Origin of the sequence: Streptomyces sp. NPDC001848 (assembly GCF_042891915.1) — a bacterium.
Taxonomy (GTDB): domain Bacteria; phylum Actinomycetota; class Actinomycetes; order Streptomycetales; family Streptomycetaceae; genus Streptomyces.
This window is the reverse complement of record NZ_JBIATP010000020.1, coordinates 46,613-68,087: the sequence shown is the minus strand read 5'-3', so window position 1 is coordinate 68,087 and position 21,475 is coordinate 46,613. Positions and strand designations below refer to the sequence as shown.

Here is a 21,475-nt window from a genome sequence, read left to right as displayed (position 1 = left end):
TCTCGGCGCGAGGTCGCTGCCGCGCGGGGCGGTCAAAGGGCCTCCAGCGCATCTCTCAGCCTTTTCAGCAAGGTGATGTGGGGGTCTTGGTAGGGGAGCGGTTCCTGGGCGGGCACGGGTGGTGCGTCGCCGGATGCCGGTGGCGGTGCCGGTGCGGGCGCGGGGGCTGGTGTCGGCGCGGTGGTGCGGGGCGCCACGAAGCCCGCCGCTGCCAGGCGCCTTATGTCCACGAGCGTGTGGAACGCCGGGCGGCCCAGCGCTCGTGAGATGTCCGCCGCCGTGCGCGTTCCGTCGACGCGGCCCAGTACGGCTTCCTGGCGGGGTGTGACCGCCGGAACCGTCGGGCGGTCGGCGCGGACCAGCGGGGCCTCGTCGATCGCCGGGTCGGGCCAGATGGTGTGGAGCAGGTCGCGGCGGCGCAGCGTCTCGCGCTCCACCGCGGTCACCGGCACCGGGTGCACCGGTCCCAGCCAATGGGCCTGGCCGTAGCGGAAGCGGGCGGGGGCGCTGCTCGGGCCGAGTACGAAGTAGGCCGCGTCGAACAGCGCCCCCAGATGGCACAGCTCCAGCGCTCCCTGCCCGATCCGCCCGCTGTCGACCAGGAACCGGCCCACCAGCCCCCGCGGAGCCGCCTGAGCGAGCGCCTCGCGCCAGCCCTCCTCGTCGAGCATGCCGTGCGCCATGAGCAGGGTGTCCAGGCCCGGGGTGGCGGGGCTCTCCGCGTACACCACCTGTCCCTCGGCCAGGTGGAGCATGCCGCCCTCGCGCATCAGCACTCCGGTGGCCCGCTCGGCGGCGAGCCGGCTGAGCATGGGGGACAGACCACCGCCCGGAATCCGTGTCCCCTGCCGGACCGGCAGTGGGGGCGGTGAGGGGACTCTCACCGCCGTCATCCCAGCACCAGCCGTCCGGCCATCTCGCCGAGCCGGATGCGGGCGAGGGCGAGGTTGCCGTCCTCGCGGGCCAGCCACAGGTGCAGGAAGACGCTGCTGTCGAAGGTCGTCGGGACGAAGCGGAGCAGGTGGTAGCTGTCCCGGTTGGCGATGATCAGGTCCTCGACCGGGCAGGTGTCCTCGGACCAGTCCGCCTGCCCCTCCGGGGCGAACGCGCGGTGTTCGGCGGCCAGCCGGGCCAGTTCCGCCGCCTCCGCCGCGGTCGTTTCGTGGTCACCGCCGGGCGCGTCGCCGACCGTGCCCAGCGCGAGCCCGCTCGTCCAGTCGACCACCGCGGCGCCTCGGGCACCCGGCAGGCGCATCGCTTCCAGCAGACACTCGTCGATTCCGGGCACAGCAGCGGATCCCCTCCCGCCTCGGGTACGGCTGAGTGACACACACGCTACGCAACGTGTGCGCGAGGGGTGAGGGATCTGGCATTTTCCAGTGGAACATGCGCGGGACCGGTAAGGTGGGTCAACTAACCTTGTTGGGCCGGGAGTTGGGTGAGGTGGCGGCTCCTCCTCGCTGACGTGCGGGTATGCGGGCCGCGTGTATACGGGGGGTGCGCGCGAGGGCGCGCGCTGTCCTCAGAGCTCCGTCAGTGCTCCCGCGCGCGCCCCGCCCGACTCCGCCACGATCTCCTGGACCGACTGCGGCTCCCGTACAACCGCGAACCGGATCCCACCGTCCCCGCCCGGCGCGTACCCGTACACCCCCGGCCGGGCGAGGGAGTTGTAGGCGTAGTGCTGCGCGAAGTAGTACGCGCCGGTGTCCAGCACCGCCGCGTGGTCACCCTGTTCCAGGAGTGGCAGGGCCCGTGCCTCGGCCAGCAGGTCGCCCGCGAAGCAGGCCGGTCCCGCCACGTCCTGCACCACCTCGGGCCCCTCCTTGGGGCGCCCCTTCGCGTCGTAGGCGGCGATCCGCAACGGCCAGGACGCCGGCGCGTACACCGTCCGCACCGCGACCTGCACCCCCGCGTGCGTGACCGCGACGGCCCGGCCGCCCGCGCTCTTGGCGTACTCCACGCGGGCCACCAGCGTCCCGTGCTTGGCCAGCAGTGACCGCCCGAACTCCGTGACCAGTCCGTACCGCCCGTCGAACAGCCCCGGCACCGCCTCCGCCAGCAGCCGCGCGTACTGCGCGTACGTCGGCGTCGTCACATCGGAGCCGAAGTTGACGTGCAGCCCGCCGCCGATGTCGATCGTGTCGATCTGCCGGCGACCGAGGTGCCGGTTGATCTCCTCGGCGAGCGCGTACGTCTCCGCGATGCCCCGCGCCATCAGTGACAGCGGCACCCCCTGCGAACCGGAGTGCGCGTGCAGCCGCGTCAGCCAGGGCCGCTCCGCACAGGCACGCACCACCCACTCGCGCGCGCCCTCGTCCCGCAACGCCACCCCGAACTTGGAGGTGGCCGTCGCCGTCGACAGCGCCTGGATCGCGCCCGCCCCGGTCTGCGGGTTCACCCGGATACCGAGGGGGGAGTCCGTCCGGACCGTGCGGACCAGCTCGTCCAGCCGTCCCAGCTCCTGCGGGCTGTCCGCGTTGACGGCCACGCCCAGCTCGAGCGCCTGGCGCAGCTCGGCCGCCGTCTTGGCGGGCGAGTCCAGCACGATCCGCTCCGGCGCCACCCCGGCCGCCCGGGCCAGCGCCAGTTCCCCCGGGCTCGCCACCTCCGCGCCGATGCCCGCCTCCCGCAGCAGCCGCAGCACCGGCACCAGCGGGGTCGCCTTCACCGCGAACGCGTGCAGCACCGGCGTCCCCGGCGGCACCACCGCGTCGAAGGCCGCACGCAGGGCCGCCGCCGAGTCCCGGATGCCCACGACGTCCAGCAGGCCGACGAGCGGGGCGGTCGGCCCCAGCAGCCCCTGCTCGACGGCGCCCCGAACGGCCTCGTCCCGGCGCGCCACCCGCTCGGCGTCGGCGGGGTGCCCGTCCCCGCTGCCGTGCCCCGCCACCCCGACGCTCCTCGTGTCCACCGCGTCCCCCGTCCCCGTGTCGCCGTCTGCGGTCATGCCTCCAGCCAAACATCCCGGCCCCCACCCCGCTGGCGCAAGGACGTATTGACTAGTTCTATTCAGACGTTCAGGATGTGAATAACCACTGCAACTGTCCCGCGCGCCCCCTCGGCCGCGTGACGCCGTCCACCAGGAGGCAGACCATGTCAGGACCCCGGCCCGTCCGAGCGCCCCGCGGCACGGAACGCAGCGCCCTGGGATGGCAGCAGGAGGCCGCGCTGCGGATGCTGCAGAACAACCTGGACCCCGAGGTCGCCGAGCACCCCGACAAGCTCGTCGTCTACGGCGGCACCGGCAAGGCCGCGCGCGACTGGCGCTCCTTCGACGCGATGGTCCGCACCCTGAAGACCCTCAAGCTGGACGAGACGATGCTCGTCCAGTCCGGCCGCCCCGTCGGCGTCATGCAGACCCACGAGTGGGCGCCGCGCGTCCTCATCGCCAACTCCAACCTCGTCGGCGACTGGGCCAACTGGGAGGAGTTCCGCCGCCTGGAGGCCCTCGGTCTGACCATGTACGGGCAGATGACCGCCGGCTCCTGGATCTACATCGGCACCCAGGGCATCCTGCAGGGCACCTACGAGACGTTCGCCGCCGTCGCCGCCAAGAAGTTCGGCGGCTCACTGGCCGGAACCATCACCCTGACCGCCGGCCTCGGCGGCATGGGCGGCGCCCAGCCGCTCGCCGTCACCATGAACGACGGCGTCGCGATCTGTATCGACTGCGACCCGCGGGCCATCGAGCGGCGCATCGAGCACCGGTACCTGGATGTGAAGGCCGACTCCCTGGAGCACGCCCTCCAGCTGGCCGTCGAGGCGCGCGACGCCCGCCGGCCGCTGTCCGTCGGCGTCCTCGGCAACGCCGCCGAGCTGGTGCCGCAGCTCCTCGCCATGGGCGCCCCCATCGACATCGTCACCGACCAGACCTCGGCCCACGACCCGCTGTCGTACCTGCCCGTCGGGGTCGCCTTCGAGGACATGGCCTCCTATGCCGCGAAGGACCCGGCCGGCTTCACCACCCGCGCGCGTGAGTCGATGGCCCGGCACGTCGAGGCCATGGTCGGCTTCATGGACGCCGGTGCCGAGGTCTTCGACTACGGCAACTCCATCCGCGGCGAGGCGCAGCTCGCCGGGTACGACCGGGCGTTCGCCTTCCCCGGGTTCGTCCCCGCCTACATCCGGCCGCTGTTCTGCGAGGGCAAGGGCCCGTTCCGGTGGGCGGCGCTGTCGGGCGACCCGGCCGACATCGCGAAGACCGACCGGGCGATCCTGGACCTGTTCCCCGAGAACGAGTCCCTCGCGCGCTGGATCAAGATGGCCGGTGAGCGGGTCCACTTCCAGGGGCTCCCGGCACGTATCTGCTGGCTCGGGTACGGCGAGCGGGACAAGGCCGGTGAGCGGTTCAACGACATGGTGGCGAGCGGGGAGCTGAGCGCGCCGATCGTCATCGGCCGCGACCACCTCGACTGCGGGTCCGTCGCCTCGCCGTACCGCGAGACGGAGGCGATGCTCGACGGGTCGGACGCGATCGCGGACTGGCCGCTGCTGAACGCCATGGTCAATGTGGCGTCCGGTGCGTCGTGGGTGTCCATCCACCACGGTGGTGGCGTGGGGATGGGCCGGTCCATCCACGCCGGGCAGGTCACGGTGGCCGACGGCACCGAGCTGGCCGGCGAGAAGATCCGCCGGGTGCTCACCAACGACCCCGGGATGGGTGTCATCCGGCACGTCGACGCCGGGTACGACATCGCGGAGTCCGTCGCCGAGGAGCGGGGCGTGCGGGTTCCGATGCGCGAGGGTGACGACGCGTGACCTTCCACAGCATGTGGGCGGAGTTGCTGCCGGTCGGCCGCAACTCCGCCTCCGGCGGCTATCGCCGGTTCGCCTGGACCGGTGCCGACGCCGAGTGCCGCGCCTGGTTCAAGGAGCAGGCCGAGGCGCGGGGGCTGGTCCACGAAGTCGACCGGAACGGCAACCAGTGGGCCTGGCTCGGGGACCCCGCCCAGGGGGACGCCGTGGTCACCGGGTCCCACCTCGACTCCGTGCCCGACGGCGGCGCCTTCGACGGGCCGCTCGGAGTGGTGTCCGCCTTCGCCGCGCTCGACGAGCTGCGCAACAGGAACGCCCGGTTCGCCAAGCCCTTCGGCATCGTCAACTTCGGCGACGAGGAAGGCGCCCGGTTCGGGCTCGCCTGCGTCGGGTCGCGGCTCGCCGCGGGGCAGCTCACCCGTGAGCAGGCGCACCGGCTCACCGACGGTGACGGGATCACGTTGCCAGGGGCCATGGAGGCCGCCGGGTACGACCCCGACGCCATCGGGCCCGATCCCGAGCGGCTCGGCCGGATCGGCGCGTTCGTCGAGCTGCATGTCGAACAGGGGCGGGCGCTGGACATCGGCGGGGACGCCGTGGGGGTCGCCAGTGCCATCTGGCCGCACGGCCGGTGGCGGTTCGACTTCCGGGGCGAGGCCAACCACGCGGGGACCACCCGGCTCGTCGACCGGCGCGACCCCATGCTGCCGTACGCCGAGACCGTCCTCGCCGCCCGCCGCGAGGCCGAACTCGCCAGTGCCGTCGCCACCTTCGGGAAGATCGCCGTCGAGCCCAACGGGGTCAACGCCATCCCGTCCCTCGTCCGGGGCTGGCTCGACTCCCGCGCCGCCGACCAGGCGAGCCTCGACACCGTGGTCGACGGCATCCGGAAGGCGGCCCGGGAGTACGCCGAGGCGCACGGTGTCGATCTGGACGTGGAGCGCGAGTCGTTCACGCCCGTCGTGGAGTTCGACCACGCCCTGCGCGACGAACTGGCCCGTATCCTCGGCCGGGACACCGACCTGACCGTGCCCGTCCTCGGGACCGGGGCGGGACACGACGCCGGGATCCTCTCCGGGAGCATCCCGACCGCCATGCTGTTCGTGCGCAACCCCACGGGCGTGTCGCACTCCCCGGCCGAGTACGCCGCCGAGGACGACTGCCTGGCCGGGGTGGTCGCGCTCGCCGACGTACTGGAAGGGCTGGTGTGCAGGTGACACGGACGTACTGGCTGGAGCACGCCTGGCTGGACCCGGCCGTCGAGCCGGGCGTCGCCCTGGACGTGGCCGAAGGGCGCATCACCGCGGTCCGCACCGGCGTCGACGCCCCCGAGCCCGGCGCCGAGGTCCTGCGCGGGCTCACCCTCCCCGGGCTCGCCAACGCCCACAGCCACGCCTTCCACCGCGCCCTGCGCGGCACCGTCCAGATCGGCTCCGGGACCTTCTGGACCTGGCGGGAGGTCATGTACTCGTTCGCCGACAGACTGACCCCGGACACGTACCACGCGCTCGCCCGCGCCGTGTACGCGGAGATGGCGCTGGCCGGGGTCACCGCCGTCGGAGAGTTCCACTACGTGCACCACGCCCCCGGCGGCACCCCCTACGCCGACCCCAACGCCATGGGCGAGGCGCTCATCGCGGCCGCCGCCGAGGCCGGCATCCGTATCACCCTCCTCGACACCGCCTACCTTTCCTCCGGCTTCGGACAGCGGCCCAACACCCACCAGCTCCGCTTCTCCGACGGCACGGCCGAGGCCTGGGCCGAACGCTGTTCAGTTCTCAAGGAACGCGATCACGCACGGATCGGTGCGGCGATCCACTCCGTACGGGCGGTGCCCGCCGACCAGTTGGCGACGGTGGCGCGCTGGGCCGAGGAGCGGCGGGCCCCGCTGCATGTGCACCTGTCCGAGCAGACCGCCGAGAACGACGCCTGCCAGGAGGCACACGGCCGCACCCCGACGCAGCTCCTCGCCGACCACGGCGTCCTCGGGCCGCGCACCATCGGCGTGCACAACACGCACCTCACGGACGAGGACATCCGGCTGATCGGCTCCACCGCCACCGGCACCTGCATGTGCCCGACCACCGAGCGCGACCTGGCCGACGGCATCGGCCCGGCCCCGGCCCTGCAGGCGGCCGGCTCGCCGCTCAGCCTCGGCTCCGACAGCCACGCCGTCATCGACCTGTTCGAGGAGGCCCGCGCGATGGAGCTGAACGAGCGGCTGCGCACCCGCACCCGCGGCCACTGGACGGCGGCCGCCCTGCTGCGGGCCGCCTCCGCCGACGGGCACGCCGCACTCGGCTGGGACGGCGCGGGCGTCCTGGAGCCCGGCGCGCTCGCCGACTTCACGACGATCGCGCTCGACTCGGTCAGGACCGCGGGGCCGCTGCCACGGCTGGGCGCCGAGACGGCCGTATTCGCCGCGACGGCAGCGGATGTGCGCCATACGGTCGTGGGCGGCCGGCACGTCGTCCGCGACGGAGTCCACACGCTCGTGCCGGAGGTGCCACGGGCGCTGGCGGACGCCGTCGAAGCCCTGCGTGCCTGACGACCCCGAGCCACATGTCCGCGACGCCGCCCGCCGACGGCCCGGCCACCCATGAGGAACCCATGAGCAGCACCGTCATCACCAACATCGCCGCCCTGGTCACCAACGACCCCTCCCTCGGTGACGCATCCCCCCTTGGACTGATCCGGGACGCGGCCCTCGTCATCGACGGCGACCGCGTCTCCTGGATCGGTGAGTCAAGCAAAGCACCCGCCACTGACAACCGGGTCGACGCGGGCGGCCGCGCGGTGATCCCGGGCTTCGTGGACTCCCACTCCCACCTCATCTTCGCGGGCGACCGGACCGAGGAGTTCAACGCCCGCATGTCCGGCCGCGGCTACTCGGCGGGCGGTATCCGCACCACGGTCGCGGCGACCCGGGCCGCGACGGACGCGGAACTGGAGGCCAACCTCGTCCGCTACCTGACCGAGGCCCTCCGCCAGGGCACCACCACCCTGGAGACCAAGTCCGGCTACGGCCTCACGGTCCACGACGAGGAACGCGCCCTGCGCATCGCCGCCGCGCACACCGACGAGGTCACCTACCTCGGCGCCCACATCGTCTCCCCCGACCACGCCGACGATCCGGCCGCCTACGTCGCCCTGGTCACCGGCGAGATGCTCGACGCCTGCGCGCCGCACGCCCGCTGGATCGACGTCTTCTGCGAGAAGGGCGCCTTCGACGGCGACCAGGCCCGCGCGATCCTCACCGCGGGCAAGGCCAAGGGCCTGCACCCGCGCGTCCACGCCAACCAGCTGTCGTACGGACCGGGCGTGCAACTCGCCGTCGAACTCGGCGCGGCCAGCGCCGACCACTGCACGCACCTGACGGACGCCGACGTCGACGCCCTGGCCAACGGCGACACGGTCGCCACCCTGCTGCCGGGCGCCGAGTTCTCCACCCGCGCCGAGTGGCCCGACGCCCGCCGCCTGCTCGACGCGGGCGTCACCGTCGCCCTGTCCACCGACTGCAACCCCGGCTCGTCCTTCACGTCCTCCGTGCCGTTCTGTATCGCGCTCGCCGTGCGCGACATGCGCATGACCCCGGACGAGGCGCTCTGGTCGGCGACGGCGGGCGGCGCTCGCGCCCTGCGCCGCACGGACGTCGGCCGTCTCACCCCGGGCGCCTACGCGGACCTGGCGATCCTCGACGCCCCGAGCCACGTCCACCTGGCCTACCGCCCGGGCGTGCCCCTGGTCGCCGAGGTGTGGCGGCGGGGCCGGAGAGTCGCCTAGGCATCCCATGCCCGTCAGGACGAACCCGCCTTCCAGCGCTGGTCGTCCGAGCCCCGGTCACGCCGCAGGCACACCGTGTCACCGTCGTAGGGCGTCACCGCGTGGTCGGGAGCGATCGCCGGGCGGATCACACCGCGGGAGTCGACCGTGAAGCGCAGGTTCTGCCCGTTGGGGCCGTCGACCGACGAGCACTCCCAGATGCCGACACCCCGGTAGGTGTCGCCGCGGCTGTCCAGGCAGAAGTCTGGGTCGGCCTCCGACTGCAGGACCCCGCGCGCGGCGTCGACGCGCCAGCGCTGCGTCGGGGACGACCCGCACGGGGCGGTGATGACGTCCGTGCCCAGGTCCATCACCCCGTCGCGGATGTCCAGGCACAGACCCGACGCGACGTTCACCACCTGGGCGTACGTGCCGTTCGGCGGGTGCGCGGCGGGGGCCTTCGGCTTCGGGGACGCCGAGTGCGTGGTCGCCGTTGGTGAGGGCGTCGGCGTCGGGCTCGGTGACGTCGTTGCCGGAGTGGGGGAGGGGGAGGGCGAGAACGAGGGCCTCACCGAGACCGTCGCAGTCACCGTCACCGCGGGTGGCGGCGTCGGCGTTCGGATGTCGCTCGCGGCCCGCGCCGGCCCCGAGCCGCCCGCGGTCATCAGATGGACCAGCAGCGGAGCCAGCGCGAAGCCCACGGCCGTCGCCGCCAGCGTGAACCGCCGCGACGGCCACCAGCCGGCGAGCCGGGCCCCGGCGGCCGCGTTCTGCTCCTCCCCGTCGCCCCGCACGTACGCCGCGCCGCCCCATGGCAACAGTCCCTCCGCCAGCGCCGTACGCGGGGCGTCCCGCAGGTGCGAGAGCTCCTCGTACGCGGTGGCACAGTGCACGCAGTACGCCATGTGGGCGTGCAGATCGGCGCTGTAGCGCGGCTTGTCGGGGCGCACCGACTCCTCGATGAGCCGCCGGAAGTCCTGGCAACGCGGATTGCCCGAGCCGGCGAGCCAGGTCTTCAGGACGGAGTCCCGCAGCGCCTTGAACGCCGGTTCGATGTCGTAGGCCACGTCCTGCGGGGACAGGCCGAGCAGAACCGCCGTGCGCTCCGGCGGCTCCTGGTCGACGACGCCGTACCAGACCAGGCCCTGCACCCGGACCGGGAGCGCCTGGAAGGCCGCCAGCATCCCCGGAGCCATGCCCTCGGGTCCGGCCGCGCGCAGATGCGCGAGCAGTCCTGGATCGAGCCGGGCGGCGCGTTCGTCCGTCGCCCAGGATGCCGTCACCCGGCCCGCGAGCAGCAGGAGTTGATGGCGCCAGGGGCCGCGCGGGTCGATGCCGCGGGCGGTGTCGCGGGCCGCGAGCGCGAACGCCTGCGCGGTCAGCTGCCGGGCCGCCGTCTCGTCGACCGTGCACAGCCGTGCGTGGGCGAGGACCGCGGGGCGGTGGCGCATGCGTAGTTCGCGCAGGGCTGGATACGCGGTCGGGGTGTCCGTCCTCAGCAGATCGGTGAGGCGGGCGTCGGGCACCGTACCGTGCATGCCGCCGCCGGCCTCGACGTCATCGTCGTCGTCCCGCTCCGCCCGGGTCATCCCGCTGCCTCCTCGCAGCCCGCGTGTGCCGGCGGGCACGCCTGGGACCCAGACGTACCGGCCGGTATGGGGTGACCATAGTGAGGGAAGTCACCCTGCGGGAAAAGGGGTTCCCGCAGGTAACCAGGGAACCCGTTGTGAGCAGGTGATGAACGGCCGGGGAACGACCTGTGAGGCACCTGTCGAACGCAAGTCGCCCGGTGCCCGGTCGAGTTCTGGGATTCGGCCGGACACCGGGCGGCCGACACCACGCGGCCGGGATGCCCCTGCAGGCGCCGCCCGGCGGCAGTCGCTCGGCTGGTACTCCTCGGCAGGCGCCGCTCGGCGGATGTCGCTCACCGCGTACCGCGGCGGGTCTCACTCCTCGACGGTGAGTCCCTTCCGCAGGCGCCCCAGGGTGCGGGACAGCAGCCGTGACACGTGCATCTGCGAGATGCCCAGCTCCTCGCCTATCTCCGACTGCGTCATGTTGGCCACGAAGCGCAGGGAGAGGATCTTCCGATCACGCGGCGGAAGTTCCGCGATCAGCGGCTTGAGCGACTCGACGTACTCGATGCCCTCGAGTCCGTGGTCCTCGTAGCCGATGCGGTCGGCGAGCGCGCCCTCGGAGTCGTCCTCCTCGGGCTGGGCGTCGAGGGAGCTGGCCGTGTAGGCGTTCGACGCGGCCATGCCCTCGACGACCTCCTCGTTGGAGATGCCGAGGCGCTCGGCCAGTTCGGCCACGGTGGGTGCGCGGTCGAGCTTCTGGGCCAGTTCGTCGCCGGCCTTGGCCAGGTCGAGGCGGAGCTCCTGCAGTCGGCGCGGAACGCGGACCGACCACGAGGTGTCGCGGAAGAAGCGCTTGATCTCGCCGACGATCGTCGGCATCGCGAAGGTGGGGAACTCGACGCCTCTGCTGAGTTCGAACCGGTCGATGGCCTTGATCAGGCCGATCGTTCCCACCTGAATGATGTCCTCCATCGGCTCGCTGCGCGAGCGGAAGCGGGAGGCGGCGAACTTCACCAGGGCCAGGTTCAGTTCGACGAGCGTGTTGCGCACGTACGAGTATTCGTGCGTGCCCTCCTCGAGGGACTCGAGCCTCTCGAAGAGCGTCTTGGAAAGGGCCCGGGCGTCGACCGGTCCCACTTCGTCGTACGGGGGGATCTCCGGTAGGTCGGCGAGGCCGTCGGGCCCGGTGAGGCCTTCGTGGTCGGTCAGGCCGTAGCCGTGGTCCGGTCGTTCCAGGGGGGGTGTCGACGTCGCCCTCTGGGGCTGCGATGCGTCGAGCCGGGGTGACATGATGTCCTCCATCGTTGTCGGCATATGGCCGCCGATGCCCATATGTGCACTGCGGTGTGCGGCGCCTCCAAAGCCGGCCGTGTTGAATATGTGTCTCTACTAGCCCTACCCGCTTTCGTTGACCGTTCGCAAGTGCGTACTGTGGCGAAATGTCCGAATTGGTAGGGTTGTTCGGGTGTCGAGAGGCGCGCAGAGGGCGTAATGTTCGAGGGCGCCCATCATCAACCACGACGGTCGGGAGAGAGACGGCATGGACCGCGGGACGGTCGGCAGCGCACAGTCGGGCCGGCTTCTGGTCGAGGTGCGACAAGAAGGCACGAGTGCCGTCGTGACCCCGGCGGGTGAGCTGGATCACCACACCGCCGATCTACTGCGCGAACCTCTTGAGGACTGCCTCGAGAAGGGCTTCTCACGCCTGATCGTCGACTGCTCGCGGCTGGAGTTCTGCGACTCCACCGGGCTGAACGTCCTGCTCTCCGCCCGGCTGAAGGCCGAGTCCGGGGGCGGTGGGGTCCATCTCGTGGGGATGCAGCCGGTGGTGGCCCGGGTCTTCGAGATCACCGGGGCGGACGCCGTCTTCACCGTCCACGACACGCTGGACGCGGCGCTGGCCGAGTGACGCCGCCGATGGTTCGCGTCCCGGATGTCTCCGCGTTATCGGCACGTTACGCGCGTCACAGCCCCCCGGCCGAATCCATGGGTGTTCCAGCGGTCCGCTCGGGCAGGAGACATGCTGACCATGTCGGCAGTGAGGGCGAAAGTGGCGACAAAAGGGCCCTGAGCGCACGGCGCGAGCAACAACCGGCGGAAACGACGTCGGCCCCCGTACTGAGTCTTGAATCGTGAACTGGTGAATCGGTGAGGTGAAGCGCTGATGAGCACCACCCGGCCCTACTCGCCGGGCGACCGCGGCCCTGAGCCCAGCGGCGCTTCCGGAACGCCCGCGCAGGGCCCGTCGGGCGAGGGCGCCTCGTCCGGCGCGCCCGAGGAGGCGGCGCCCTCCTCGGGCCGGCAGGTCCGCAGGATGAGCTTCGCGGGCGAGAGCGGTGTCGTTCCGCTCGCCCGGGACTTCACCCGCCAGGCGCTGTACGCATGGGGCTGGCTGCCCGCCGCCACCGCCGACCAGCGGGCCGCGGCCGAGGACGTGCTGCTCGTCGTCTCCGAACTGGTCACCAACGCGTGTCTGCACGCCGAGGGCCCCGAAGAGCTGTGGATCGCGTGCGACAACAAGGTGCTGCGCATCGAGGTCTCCGACCGGGGCTCCGGCCAGCCCGCCCCGCGCACCCCGCACCGCGCCGGACGCCCCGGCGGCCACGGGATGTTCATCGTGCAGCGGCTCTGCCTGGACTGGGGTGTCGTCAGGACCCCGGGCGTCGCCGGCAAGACGGTGTGGGCGGAGCTCGGCGCGCCCGCATGACTCGGCTCGGCGCGCCCGCATGACTCGGCTCGGCGTGCCCTCGTGACTCGGCTCGGGGCGCCCGCATGACTCGGCTTGGTCGCCTCGTGGGTTGCTGACCTCCGGTTACCCGCGGTTCGAACGCTTCTTCCCACGACACGTCCCGTGCGCCGTATCGCCACGGATCCCGCGCGCACTGTGTCTTCCCTCCCCACGGCCCCGGGCGTACCTTGACGGCTCATCTGATGTGCCGTCAGGAACGAGGGGACCGTGTCGTACCACAAACGAAGCGCCGCGCTCGCGTCCGCCGCCGCCCTGGCCGGCTCGGCGGTCCTGATGGCCGCTCCCGCGGCCCGGGCCGACGTCGTCGACGTCAACTACCAGTGCAAGACGCCCATCGGTGACAAGAGCGCCGTCTCGCCCATCGACATCAACGGCGTCAAGAACGGCAGCGGCTACCGGATCACCATGTCCTGGCGGAAGGGCGTCTCCTCCAGCCCCGTCGAACTGGGCAAGGGTGCCATGAACCCGAGCGCGACGATCGTGCTGGGCGGCGCCGACAGCGGCACCCTGACGGTCACGGGTCCGGCCAACCCGGCGGCGATCCCCGCCGACACCCCCATCAAGATCAGTGACTTGAGCGGCACATACACGCCCGGGAAGACCGGCAGGGTCACCTTCACCCCGGGCGTGCTCACGATCAAGGCGCTCGGTACGACGACCACGTGCACGCCCGCCAACCACCCGGGCCCGTCCCTGACCCTCGACGTCACCGCGGCCGGCGGCGGCAGCTCCGGCTCCGCCTCGAGCGGGGCGGCCTCCGGCGGGCAGCTGCCGCAGACCGGACCGGAGGACTCCGTGGTCGCCCTCGGCACTTTCGGCGGCACCGTCCTGCTGGCCGGCGCGGCCGGGGTGCTGTGGCTGACACGCCGCAACCAGGCGGTACGCCACTGAGCCGACCCCCGTACCCGCAGGAGCCGCCATGCCGTACGTCCGCCCCGCCCTCGCTCTCGCCGTCGCCTGCGCGAGCCCGCTGGTCGCCGCGCCCGCCGCCGCCGACGCCGACTGGTCCCTGGGCGGCGTGGGCGGGCGGCCGTACGTGTATGCGGAGGGTGAGCCGGGGGCGGTCCTCCAGGACGCGGTGTCGGTGCGCAACCCGGGCGGGCGGCCGCTGACCGTCCGGCTGAGCGGCGCCGACGCGGCACGGGGCGCACCGGGGGACCCCGGCCCCTGGATCGCCTTCGGGCGCACCACGGGAGGGCGTCGGATCCCGGTGCGCACCGTCTCGGTGACCGTGCCCGCCCGTACCCGCGCGGACGTGCCGTTCACCATGGCGGTGCCCGCGGGAGCGGCACCCGGCGAGCACCCGGGCGCGATCGTGGCGAGCGCGGGCGACCGCTCCACCGCTGTACGTCTCCGACTCCGCGTCGTCGGACCGGCGTTGTCCGCGCTGACCGTGGAGCACGTGGCGGTGCGCGGCGGACGGATCTCGTACGAGCTGGTCAACCGCGGTACGACCGTGCTGGCTCCGAGGCTCGCGGTGCGCGCCGACGGTGTCCTCGGGCGGGTCCTCGACCGCCCCGAGCGCGCCCTGCCCCTCGCCCTGCCGCCCGGCCGCCGGATCCGGCTCACCGAGCCGTGGCCGCACCACCCGGTGCTCGACGCGGTGGACGTCCGGGTGACGGTCACTGCGGCGGGCGGGGTGCATGGTTCCGGGTCCGCGTCGGCGCGGTTCCTGCCGCGGGGCGCTGTGGCCGGCGGCGCGGGGGCAGGGCTGCTCACGGCCGCCGTCGCCGGGGTCTTCGTACGGCGCCGTCGCAGGCACCGGCCGCCGGGCCCGGAGACCGACGAACGGCCGGGTACGGAAGCGGAGTTGACGGGAGCGGTGAGGTGAAGGGGCGTATCTCCGCACTGGTCGCGGTGCTCGCGCTCGTCCTGGCGCCTCTGACGGCGCCCCTGGCGGCGTCCGCCTGGGCCGCCGGTGAACCGGCCGTCGAGCTGTCCGCGCCCCAGGCGGGGACGGGCGGTTCGATCACCGTGACGGGCAGCGGCTGGCGCCCGAGGACGCTGCTGATGATCCTGATCTGCGGGCAGGCCACGCCGTCCCGGGGGGTGATCGGCGGCACCAACTCCTGCGCCAACGCGGACGGACGGGCCGTCACCACCGACGCCCGGGGCCACTTCGGCAGGAGCCTGCCGGTGGCCGAGCCGCCCGCGCCCTGCCCCTGCGTGGTGCACGTCGCCACCGTCACCGGGGCGGCGGCGGACGCCGACGCGGCCTTCCAGGTCGCCGGGCACCCGGTGCGGCCGCTGCCCGCCGAGTCCGCCGCCGGGCGTCTGTCGGTGCTCACGGACACCCGTCTCGACGGCTCCAGTGGGCTGCTGACCTGGTTCGGGGCGCCGCCGCGGCGCACGCTCGTGTTCACCGTCGGCAACGTCGGCTCGTCGCCGGTGAAGGACCCCCTCTTCCGGGTCGGCACCGCGCACGGCGTGTTCGCGCCGCAGTGGGACGAGCAGCAGTGGCACGGCACGGTCGCGCCCGGTGGAAAGGCGGAGATCAGGCTGCCGGTGGAGCTCACGGCGGGTGCCCACGGCGACTACACGGTCTCCCTGGAGTACGGCGGCAAGGTCCTCGCGGAGCAGCCGTGGGGTGTCGGCCGCCCCTGGGGCGTGACCGTCTTCTGGGTCCTGGCCTGCCTGGTGGTACCGGCGGCCGTGTTCCGTGTCGGCATGGCGGTCGTGGACCGGGCGCGACCGCGCGGCGCCGTGGTACGGCACCGGGGGCTGCGGCTGCCCGCCGTCGCCCCGCGTCTGCCGAAGCCGCCCGCTCCCGCGAGGACCAGGAGCACCAGTACGACTTCGGCCCTGCCGTGGTTCACCCCGGACACCGATCCGGGGACCGCGGCCGGCGGCCGGCTCTCCGCACCGCACGAGGACAGTCCGGCGACCCCGACGAAGGGAAACACGTGAGAACGCAATGGAGAGTGTCCAGGGCGGCGGGCGGAAGGCGCTCGGCCGGGGCCGGTGGCAGAAGGACAGGCGCGGCCGGGGCGGCGCTGATGCTGGGCGGCGCGGGCGTTCTGCTCGGCGTGGCCGCGGTACCGGCCCAGGCGGCCGACGTGTCGTACGCCACCGAGTGCGTCCCGCCCGCGATCTCCGGGCTGCCCCCGGTCGAGGGCACCACGAAGGTGGAGATCACCGCACCGGCCGAGGCGAAGGTCGGCGACGAGGTCACGGTCACCTGGAAGTTCGTGCAGGCCGCGTCCAAGAACCCGGACGTGCTCGACCTGGACAAGGACACGGTGAAGCCGACCGGCACGTTGAAGGCGGGCGGCGCGCAGACCGCGGGCATCGCCATGGAGGGGCCGCGGTCGAACCCGCCGATCCCCAAGAACAGCGACATGAAGCTGTCCGACATGACGGGCACCCTGAAGCTGACGGCGGCGGGAGAGGTGACGCTGACCCCGGACGCGTACACCATCAACGTCAGCAAGCCGATCTCGACCGACACCAAGTGCACCCCGAAGGAGACGGTGCAGCCGGCCGCGACCATCAAGGTGACGGACGGCGGTGGGGGTTCGGGCACCACCGGCGGGCTGCCCACGGTCGCCCCCACATTGCCGACGAACGTGCCGACGAACCTCCCCACCGGCTCCTCCCCGTCGTCCTCGCCGTCGTCCCCCACGGCGAGCGGGACGGAGACCGGCGGCTCCGGTACCGGTGGCGGGCAGACGGACTTCACGGGCAAGGAGGTGCAGGTCCCGTACGCCTGCAAGACACCGATCGGCGACAAGAGCGCGACCTCTCCCGTGCAGATCGACGCGCGGAAGGACGGCGGGAACTTCGGTCTGACCGTGCGGTTCGAGAAGTCGGTGATGAACAGCCCGGCCGACATCCCGAAGGGCTCGGTGAAGCCGTCGATGGAGGTCGTGGTGGGCGGCGCGGACAAGGGCACGGTCCACGTGGAGGGCCCGACGAACGCCCAGGACATCAAGTCGGGCCAACCGATCGAGATCCCGGACCTGACGGGCACGTACAAGCCGGGGGCGAGCGGGCGGTCGACGCTGTCGCGGGGGGTGCTGACCATCAAGGCCCTCGGCACGACCACGACGTGTACGCCGACGAGGACGGCGGTGTCGCTGACGCTGGACACCACGCAGCAGCAGGGCGGGACGTCCGGCGGCACGACGGGCGGTGGCACGACAGGCGGTGGCACGACGGGCAGCGGTACGACCGGCGGCGGCCTGGCCCAGACGGGCACGGACGACCACGGCACCCTGAAGGCCCTGGGGCTGGTGGCCGGTACGGCGATCCTGCTGGGCGGCGCGGTCTTCACCTTCCTGCCCCGCCGCGTTCGCTGACCTGCCGGAACGGCGGAGGGCCGCCGCACCCACGTGGGTGCGGCGGCCCTCCGGGGCAACCAGAGCCGGGGACCGACGTCAGCGCACGTCGCCCATGAGCTCCTTGACCTTGCCGCGGTACATCCACACCGCAAGACCGGCGACCACGGCGAGCACGGCCTCCAAGGCCACGATGCCCGTCTTGTTCAGGTCGACGCCCGCGATGGACAGCAGACCGGTCGTGGCGTCACCGGCGGTGACGGCCAGGAACCAGACACCCATCATCTGGGAGGCGTACTTCGCCGGCGCCATCTTCGTGGTGACCGACAGACCCACCGGGGACAGCGTCAGCTCGCCGACGGTCTGCACGAAGTAGATCGCCACCAGCCACAGGGCGGCCGCCTTGTGACCGCCGTCGGCGATCCCCAGCGGGGCGAGGAAGAGGAAGAAGGACGCGCCGATCAGGACCAGGCCCATCGCGAACTTCACCGCGGTGCTCGGCTCCTTGCCGCTTCGGGCCAGCGCCAGCCACGCCCAGGCGAAGACCGGGGCCAGCGCCATGATCATGACCGGGTTGACCGACTGGTACCAGGAGACCGGGAAGTTCCAGCCGAGGATCGTGTTCTTCGCCGAGGAGTCGGCGAACAGCGAGACCGTCGAGCCGCCCTGGTCGTAGATCATCCAGAACACGGCCGCGGCGACGAAGAACCAGATGTACGCCGTCATCTTCGACTGGTCGGCGTGGTCGAGTTCCTTGTCCCGCTTGATGCGGGCGATCACCAGGATCGGGATGATCAGGCCGGCGAGGGTGATCGGGACCAGCAGCCAGTTCAGCGTGTAGACGCCGGAGAAGCCGACGATCGCGTAGAAGACGACCGCGAGGCCCGCCCACAGGGCGGCCTTGGTCAGCGTGGACTTCTTCTCCTCGGCCGACAGCGGGGTCGGGACGATCTCCGACTGGGAGCTCAGGTGACGGCCGCCGAGCAGGAACTGGCCGAGGCCGAGTGCCATACCGAGCGCGGCGAGCGCGAAGCCCAGGTGCCAGTTGACGCTCTCGCCGACCGTACCGATGACCAGCGGCGCGGCGAAGGCGCCCAGGTTGATGCCGATGTAGAAGAGGGTGAAGCCACCGTCGCGGCGCGGGTCGTCCGGGCCGTCGTAGAGGTGGCCGACCATCGTGGAGATGTTCGCCTTCAGCAGGCCCGAGCCGATCGCGACGAGGCCGAGGCCGGCGAAGAAGGTGCCGGCGGTGGGCAGGGCCAGGGTGAGGTGGCCCAGCATGATCACGAAGCCCGCCACGGCGACCGTCTTGCGTGGACCGAGGACCCGGTCGGCGAACCAGCCGCCCGGCAGGGCGAGCAGGTACACGAGCGACACGTACACCGAGTAGATCGCGGTCGCGGTGGCCGCGTTCAGGTGCAGGCCGCCCGGTGCCACCAGGTACAGCGGGAGGAGGGCCCTCATGCCGTAGTAGGAGAACCGCTCCCACATCTCCGTCATGAAGAGGGTGGCCAGTCCGCGGGGGTGGCCGAAGAAGGTCTTCTCGGATCCGGGGGTGCCCGGGCGGACCGAGTCCTTCGTCAGGCTGGACGCCATGGTCGTTCCTTGCTGGTCGGGACGCGCGGCACGAGCGTCACGCGCCCGTGGGGGGACGGCCGGCACCGGCGGGATCGGACGTCCGCCCCACGCCCACGGGGTGTCCGCCCCGGATCACGGAGCGATGGACGGCGACCACCGGGGTCCACGCCTCTACGCGCGTTGCGCGATCGAGGCCCGGCCACAGGTCATTCCTTCAAGGCTGGGAGGAGGCCAGCCCGCACACAAAAGAGACCTTCAGCGTCGAGTCATCGCCAAAGGTCCTGCTTGGGTGCTACAGGCGTTCTCTTCACCATACGGCACCACACTGCCGGATATGGAAGGACTTGAGACACGGATCACAGGCAGTTACGGAACTATGGTCACCCATTCGAAGGTCTATTCCCAAACGGCCCCCAAGAGGTACAGGTGTGACCACGGAGCGTCACGGCCGCGCCATCGGCGCGTCGTCCCAGGCACAGGTAAGAATCCGCACCCGCCGATCACACCCACGATCACACCTTTGCTCTTGTCCTGGGCGGACTACCATCACCCCCATGACCCGTGTACTGCTCGCCGAGGACGACGCGTCCATCTCGGAGCCGCTGGCCCGTGCCCTGCGCCGGGAGGGTTACGAGGTCGAGGTGCGTGAGGACGGACCGACCGCGCTCGACGCCGGAATGCAGGGCGGCGTCGACCTGGTCGTGCTGGACCTCGGGCTGCCCGGCATGGACGGTCTGGAGGTGGCCCGCCGGCTGCGCGCCGACGGCCACACCGTCCCGATCCTGATCCTGACCGCGCGGGCCGACGAGGTGGACACCGTCGTCGGCCTCGACGCGGGCGCCGACGACTACGTCACCAAGCCGTTCCGGCTCGCCGAACTGCTCGCCCGGGTCCGCGCCCTGCTGCGGCGCGGCGCCACCGAGCCCGCGCAGCCGCCCGCCACGCACGGCGTGCGCATCGACGTGGAGTCGCACCGGGCGTGGATGGGCGACGAGGAGCTGCAGCTCACCGCGAAGGAGTTCGACCTGCTCCGGGTCCTGGTCCGGGACGCGGGCCGGGTCGTCACGCGCGACCAGCTGATGCGCGAGGTCTGGGACACCACGTGGTGGTCGTCCACCAAGACCCTGGACATGCACATTTCATGGCTCCGCAAGAAGCTGGGCGACGACGCGGCGAACCCGCGGTACATCGCGACGGTACGGGGCGTGGGCTTCCGGTTCGAGAAGAACTAGTGCCGCGCCACTAGGCGCTGCGCCGGGCTCCGCCGGGCTCCGGTGTGCCGTTGGTGTGGCTTGGCGCCATGCCGTTGTGGCCGGGTGTGTGCGCGGCTGCGGGTCGCTTGTGGCTGGTCGCGCAGTTCCCCGCGCCCCTTCGGGCGCGGCCCCACCCCCGGGCGAAGAAGTGCCCCAGGCACACTGGTCCTCGTACCGTCCCCCGCCGGAGGCCTCCGTGCGTCGTCGTCTCATCCAGTCCACCCTCGCCGTCGTCCTCGTGGTGATCGCGGTCTTCGGCGTCTCCCTCGTGATCGTCGAGACCCGGACGATCAGCAACAGCGCCCAGGAGCGCGTCGACTCCGAGGCGCTGCGCCTGGCCAGCATCGTGGACAGCCGTGTCCTGAGCGACGAGAAGGTCAGCGCCGCGGTCTTCAAGGACCAGGTCACCGGCGACAGGTACGCGGTGATCGACATCCCCGGCCAGCCCCCCATCCGGGTCGGCACCCAGCCGACCGGTGACGTCATCCACTCCACGACCAAGGGCGAGGAGGGCGAGACGGTCCGCGTCGAGGAGCCCCGCTCCGCCGTCACGCGTGAAGTCGGCCGTACGCTGCTGATCATCGCCCTGGTCGCGCTGCTCGCGATCATCGCGGCGGTGCTCCTCGCGGTGCGCCAGGCCAACCGCCTCGCCTCCCCGCTCACCGACCTCGCCGAGACCGCCGAGCGCCTCGGCTCCGGTGACCCGCGGCCACGCCACAAGCGGTACGGCGTCCCGGAGCTGGACCGGGTCGCCGACGTCCTCGACGCCTCCGCCGAGCGGATCGCGCGCATGCTGACCGCCGAGCGGCGCCTCGCGGCGGACGCCTCGCACCAGCTGCGCACGCCCCTGACGGCGCTGTCCATGCGGCTGGAGGAGATCACGCTCACGGATGACCCGGACACGGTGAAGGAGGAGGCGACGATCGCGCTGACGCAGGTCGAGCGGCTCACGGACGTCGTGGAGCGCCTGCTGACGAACGCCCGCGACCCGCGCACCGGCTCGGCCGTCTCCTTCGACCTGGACGAGGTCATCCAGCAGCAGCTCGCCGAGTGGCGGCCCGCCTACCGCAGCGCGGGACGTGCGATCGTCAGCTCCGGCAAACGGCACCTGCGGGCGGTGGGGACGCCGGGGGCGGTCGCCCAGGTCCTGGCGGCGCTGATCGAGAACTCGCTCATGCACGGGGGCGGCACGGTCGCCCTGCGCACCCGGGTCACCGGCAACCAGGCGGTCGTGGAGGTCACGGACGAGGGGCCGGGGGTGCCGCCGGAGCTGGGCTCCCGCATCTTCGAGCGCACCATCAGCGGCCGGAACTCCACGGGCATCGGTCTCGCGGTGGCGCGTGACCTCGCGGAGGCCGACGGCGGCCGTCTGGAGATGCTCCAGGTCAAACCCCCGGTCTTCGGGCTGTTCCTGTCCCGCACCCCGCTGAAGGTGCCCGCGGCACCGGAGGAACCGGAACGCACGGTGAGGTGAGCCGGGGCCGACGGGCCCGGTGACGACCGGGGGCCCGGTCAGCGGCCGGT

At 72.4% G+C, this 21,475-nt stretch carries 18 protein-coding genes; 12 read left to right on the top strand and 6 right to left on the bottom strand.

Features of this window, described 5'->3' with window-relative positions:
* Positions 1-32: 32 nt before the first annotated feature.
* The 3 genes from ACFYZJ_RS32955 to ACFYZJ_RS32945 all read right to left on the bottom strand — a co-directional run bounded on the left by ACFYZJ_RS32955 (position 33) and on the right by ACFYZJ_RS32945 (position 2,947).
* A complete protein-coding gene (locus ACFYZJ_RS32955) occupies positions 33-893 on the bottom strand; it encodes a transcriptional regulator (protein WP_388574159.1) in 861 nt (286 codons plus the stop codon).
* Positions 890-1,288 carry a hypothetical protein gene (locus ACFYZJ_RS32950; protein WP_388574156.1) on the bottom strand — a complete coding sequence of 133 codons (399 nt, stop codon included), beginning with the start codon at positions 1,286-1,288 and terminating at the stop codon, positions 890-892. Before ACFYZJ_RS32950 ends, ACFYZJ_RS32955 begins: the two co-directional genes overlap by 4 nt.
* Before the next feature lie 234 nt (positions 1,289-1,522).
* Positions 1,523-2,947 carry a diaminopimelate decarboxylase gene (locus tag ACFYZJ_RS32945; protein ID WP_388574154.1) on the bottom strand — a complete coding sequence of 475 codons (1,425 nt, stop codon included), beginning with the start codon at positions 2,945-2,947 and terminating at the stop codon, positions 1,523-1,525.
* A gap of 146 nt (positions 2,948-3,093) precedes the next feature.
* Between ACFYZJ_RS32945 and hutU the strand changes: the two genes are divergently transcribed.
* The 4 genes from hutU (at position 3,094) to hutI (ending at position 8,538) form a co-directional block, all read left to right on the top strand.
* A complete protein-coding gene (gene hutU, locus ACFYZJ_RS32940) occupies positions 3,094-4,758 on the top strand; it encodes a urocanate hydratase (RefSeq protein ID WP_388574151.1) in 1,665 nt (554 codons plus the stop codon).
* On the top strand, positions 4,755-5,972 hold the full coding sequence (locus ACFYZJ_RS32935) for an allantoate amidohydrolase (protein ID WP_388574148.1): 1,218 nt from the start codon (positions 4,755-4,757) through the stop codon (positions 5,970-5,972). The genes hutU and ACFYZJ_RS32935 overlap by 4 nt, the downstream gene beginning before the upstream one ends.
* Positions 5,963-7,303, top strand: coding sequence for a formimidoylglutamate deiminase (locus tag ACFYZJ_RS32930; RefSeq protein WP_388574146.1), 1,341 nt, complete (start codon positions 5,963-5,965; stop codon positions 7,301-7,303). The genes ACFYZJ_RS32935 and ACFYZJ_RS32930 overlap by 10 nt, the downstream gene beginning before the upstream one ends.
* A 62-nt stretch (positions 7,304-7,365) precedes the next feature.
* Complete coding sequence (gene hutI / locus ACFYZJ_RS32925; RefSeq protein ID WP_388574143.1) at positions 7,366-8,538, top strand: imidazolonepropionase; 1,173 nt, start codon at positions 7,366-7,368, stop codon at positions 8,536-8,538.
* A gap of 14 nt (positions 8,539-8,552) precedes the next feature.
* Here hutI and ACFYZJ_RS32920 read toward each other — a convergent pair whose 3' ends face one another.
* Positions 8,553-10,106, bottom strand: a complete 1,554-nt coding sequence (locus tag ACFYZJ_RS32920) for a ricin-type beta-trefoil lectin domain protein (RefSeq protein WP_388574140.1) — start codon at positions 10,104-10,106, stop codon at positions 8,553-8,555.
* 357 nt (positions 10,107-10,463) lie between these two features.
* On the bottom strand, positions 10,464-11,384 hold the full coding sequence (locus ACFYZJ_RS32915) for an RNA polymerase sigma factor SigF (RefSeq protein WP_388574138.1): 921 nt from the start codon (positions 11,382-11,384) through the stop codon (positions 10,464-10,466).
* A 250-nt stretch (positions 11,385-11,634) separates the two neighbouring features.
* On the opposite strand from ACFYZJ_RS32915, the gene ACFYZJ_RS32910 reads away from it, so the two are divergent.
* The 6 genes from ACFYZJ_RS32910 (at position 11,635) to ACFYZJ_RS32885 (ending at position 17,141) form a co-directional block, all read left to right on the top strand.
* Complete coding sequence (locus tag ACFYZJ_RS32910; protein ID WP_388574136.1) at positions 11,635-12,003, top strand: STAS domain-containing protein; 369 nt, start codon at positions 11,635-11,637, stop codon at positions 12,001-12,003.
* A 255-nt stretch (positions 12,004-12,258) separates the two neighbouring features.
* Complete coding sequence (locus tag ACFYZJ_RS32905; RefSeq protein ID WP_388574134.1) at positions 12,259-12,801, top strand: ATP-binding protein; 543 nt, start codon at positions 12,259-12,261, stop codon at positions 12,799-12,801.
* A 249-nt stretch (positions 12,802-13,050) separates the two neighbouring features.
* A complete protein-coding gene (locus ACFYZJ_RS32900; protein WP_388574132.1) occupies positions 13,051-13,734 on the top strand; it encodes an LPXTG cell wall anchor domain-containing protein in 684 nt (227 codons plus the stop codon).
* A 28-nt stretch (positions 13,735-13,762) separates the two neighbouring features.
* Positions 13,763-14,674, top strand: coding sequence for a hypothetical protein (locus ACFYZJ_RS32895; RefSeq protein ID WP_388574129.1), 912 nt, complete (start codon positions 13,763-13,765; stop codon positions 14,672-14,674).
* Complete coding sequence (locus tag ACFYZJ_RS32890) at positions 14,671-15,750, top strand: hypothetical protein (RefSeq protein ID WP_388574127.1); 1,080 nt, start codon at positions 14,671-14,673, stop codon at positions 15,748-15,750. Before ACFYZJ_RS32895 ends, ACFYZJ_RS32890 begins: the two co-directional genes overlap by 4 nt.
* An 89-nt stretch (positions 15,751-15,839) precedes the next feature.
* Complete coding sequence (locus ACFYZJ_RS32885) at positions 15,840-17,141, top strand: hypothetical protein (RefSeq protein ID WP_388574314.1); 1,302 nt, start codon at positions 15,840-15,842, stop codon at positions 17,139-17,141.
* Between the two features lie 78 nt (positions 17,142-17,219).
* Here the strand turns inward: ACFYZJ_RS32885 and ACFYZJ_RS32880 are convergent, their stop codons facing one another.
* Positions 17,220-18,716, bottom strand: coding sequence for an oligopeptide:H+ symporter (locus tag ACFYZJ_RS32880; protein ID WP_388574124.1), 1,497 nt, complete (start codon positions 18,714-18,716; stop codon positions 17,220-17,222).
* 536 nt (positions 18,717-19,252) lie between these two features.
* Here ACFYZJ_RS32880 and ACFYZJ_RS32875 point away from each other — a divergent pair.
* Both ACFYZJ_RS32875 and ACFYZJ_RS32870 read left to right on the top strand, forming a co-directional pair.
* The gene (locus ACFYZJ_RS32875) at positions 19,253-19,930 is read left to right on the top strand and encodes a response regulator transcription factor (RefSeq protein ID WP_263230290.1); all 678 of its coding nucleotides are present in this window, start codon (positions 19,253-19,255) and stop codon (positions 19,928-19,930) included.
* Positions 19,931-20,147: 217 nt separating this feature from the next.
* Positions 20,148-21,425 (top strand): ATP-binding protein, encoded by a 1,278-nt coding sequence (locus tag ACFYZJ_RS32870; protein WP_388574121.1) that lies wholly within the window; start codon positions 20,148-20,150, stop codon positions 21,423-21,425.
* Positions 21,426-21,475 lie beyond the last annotated feature (50 nt).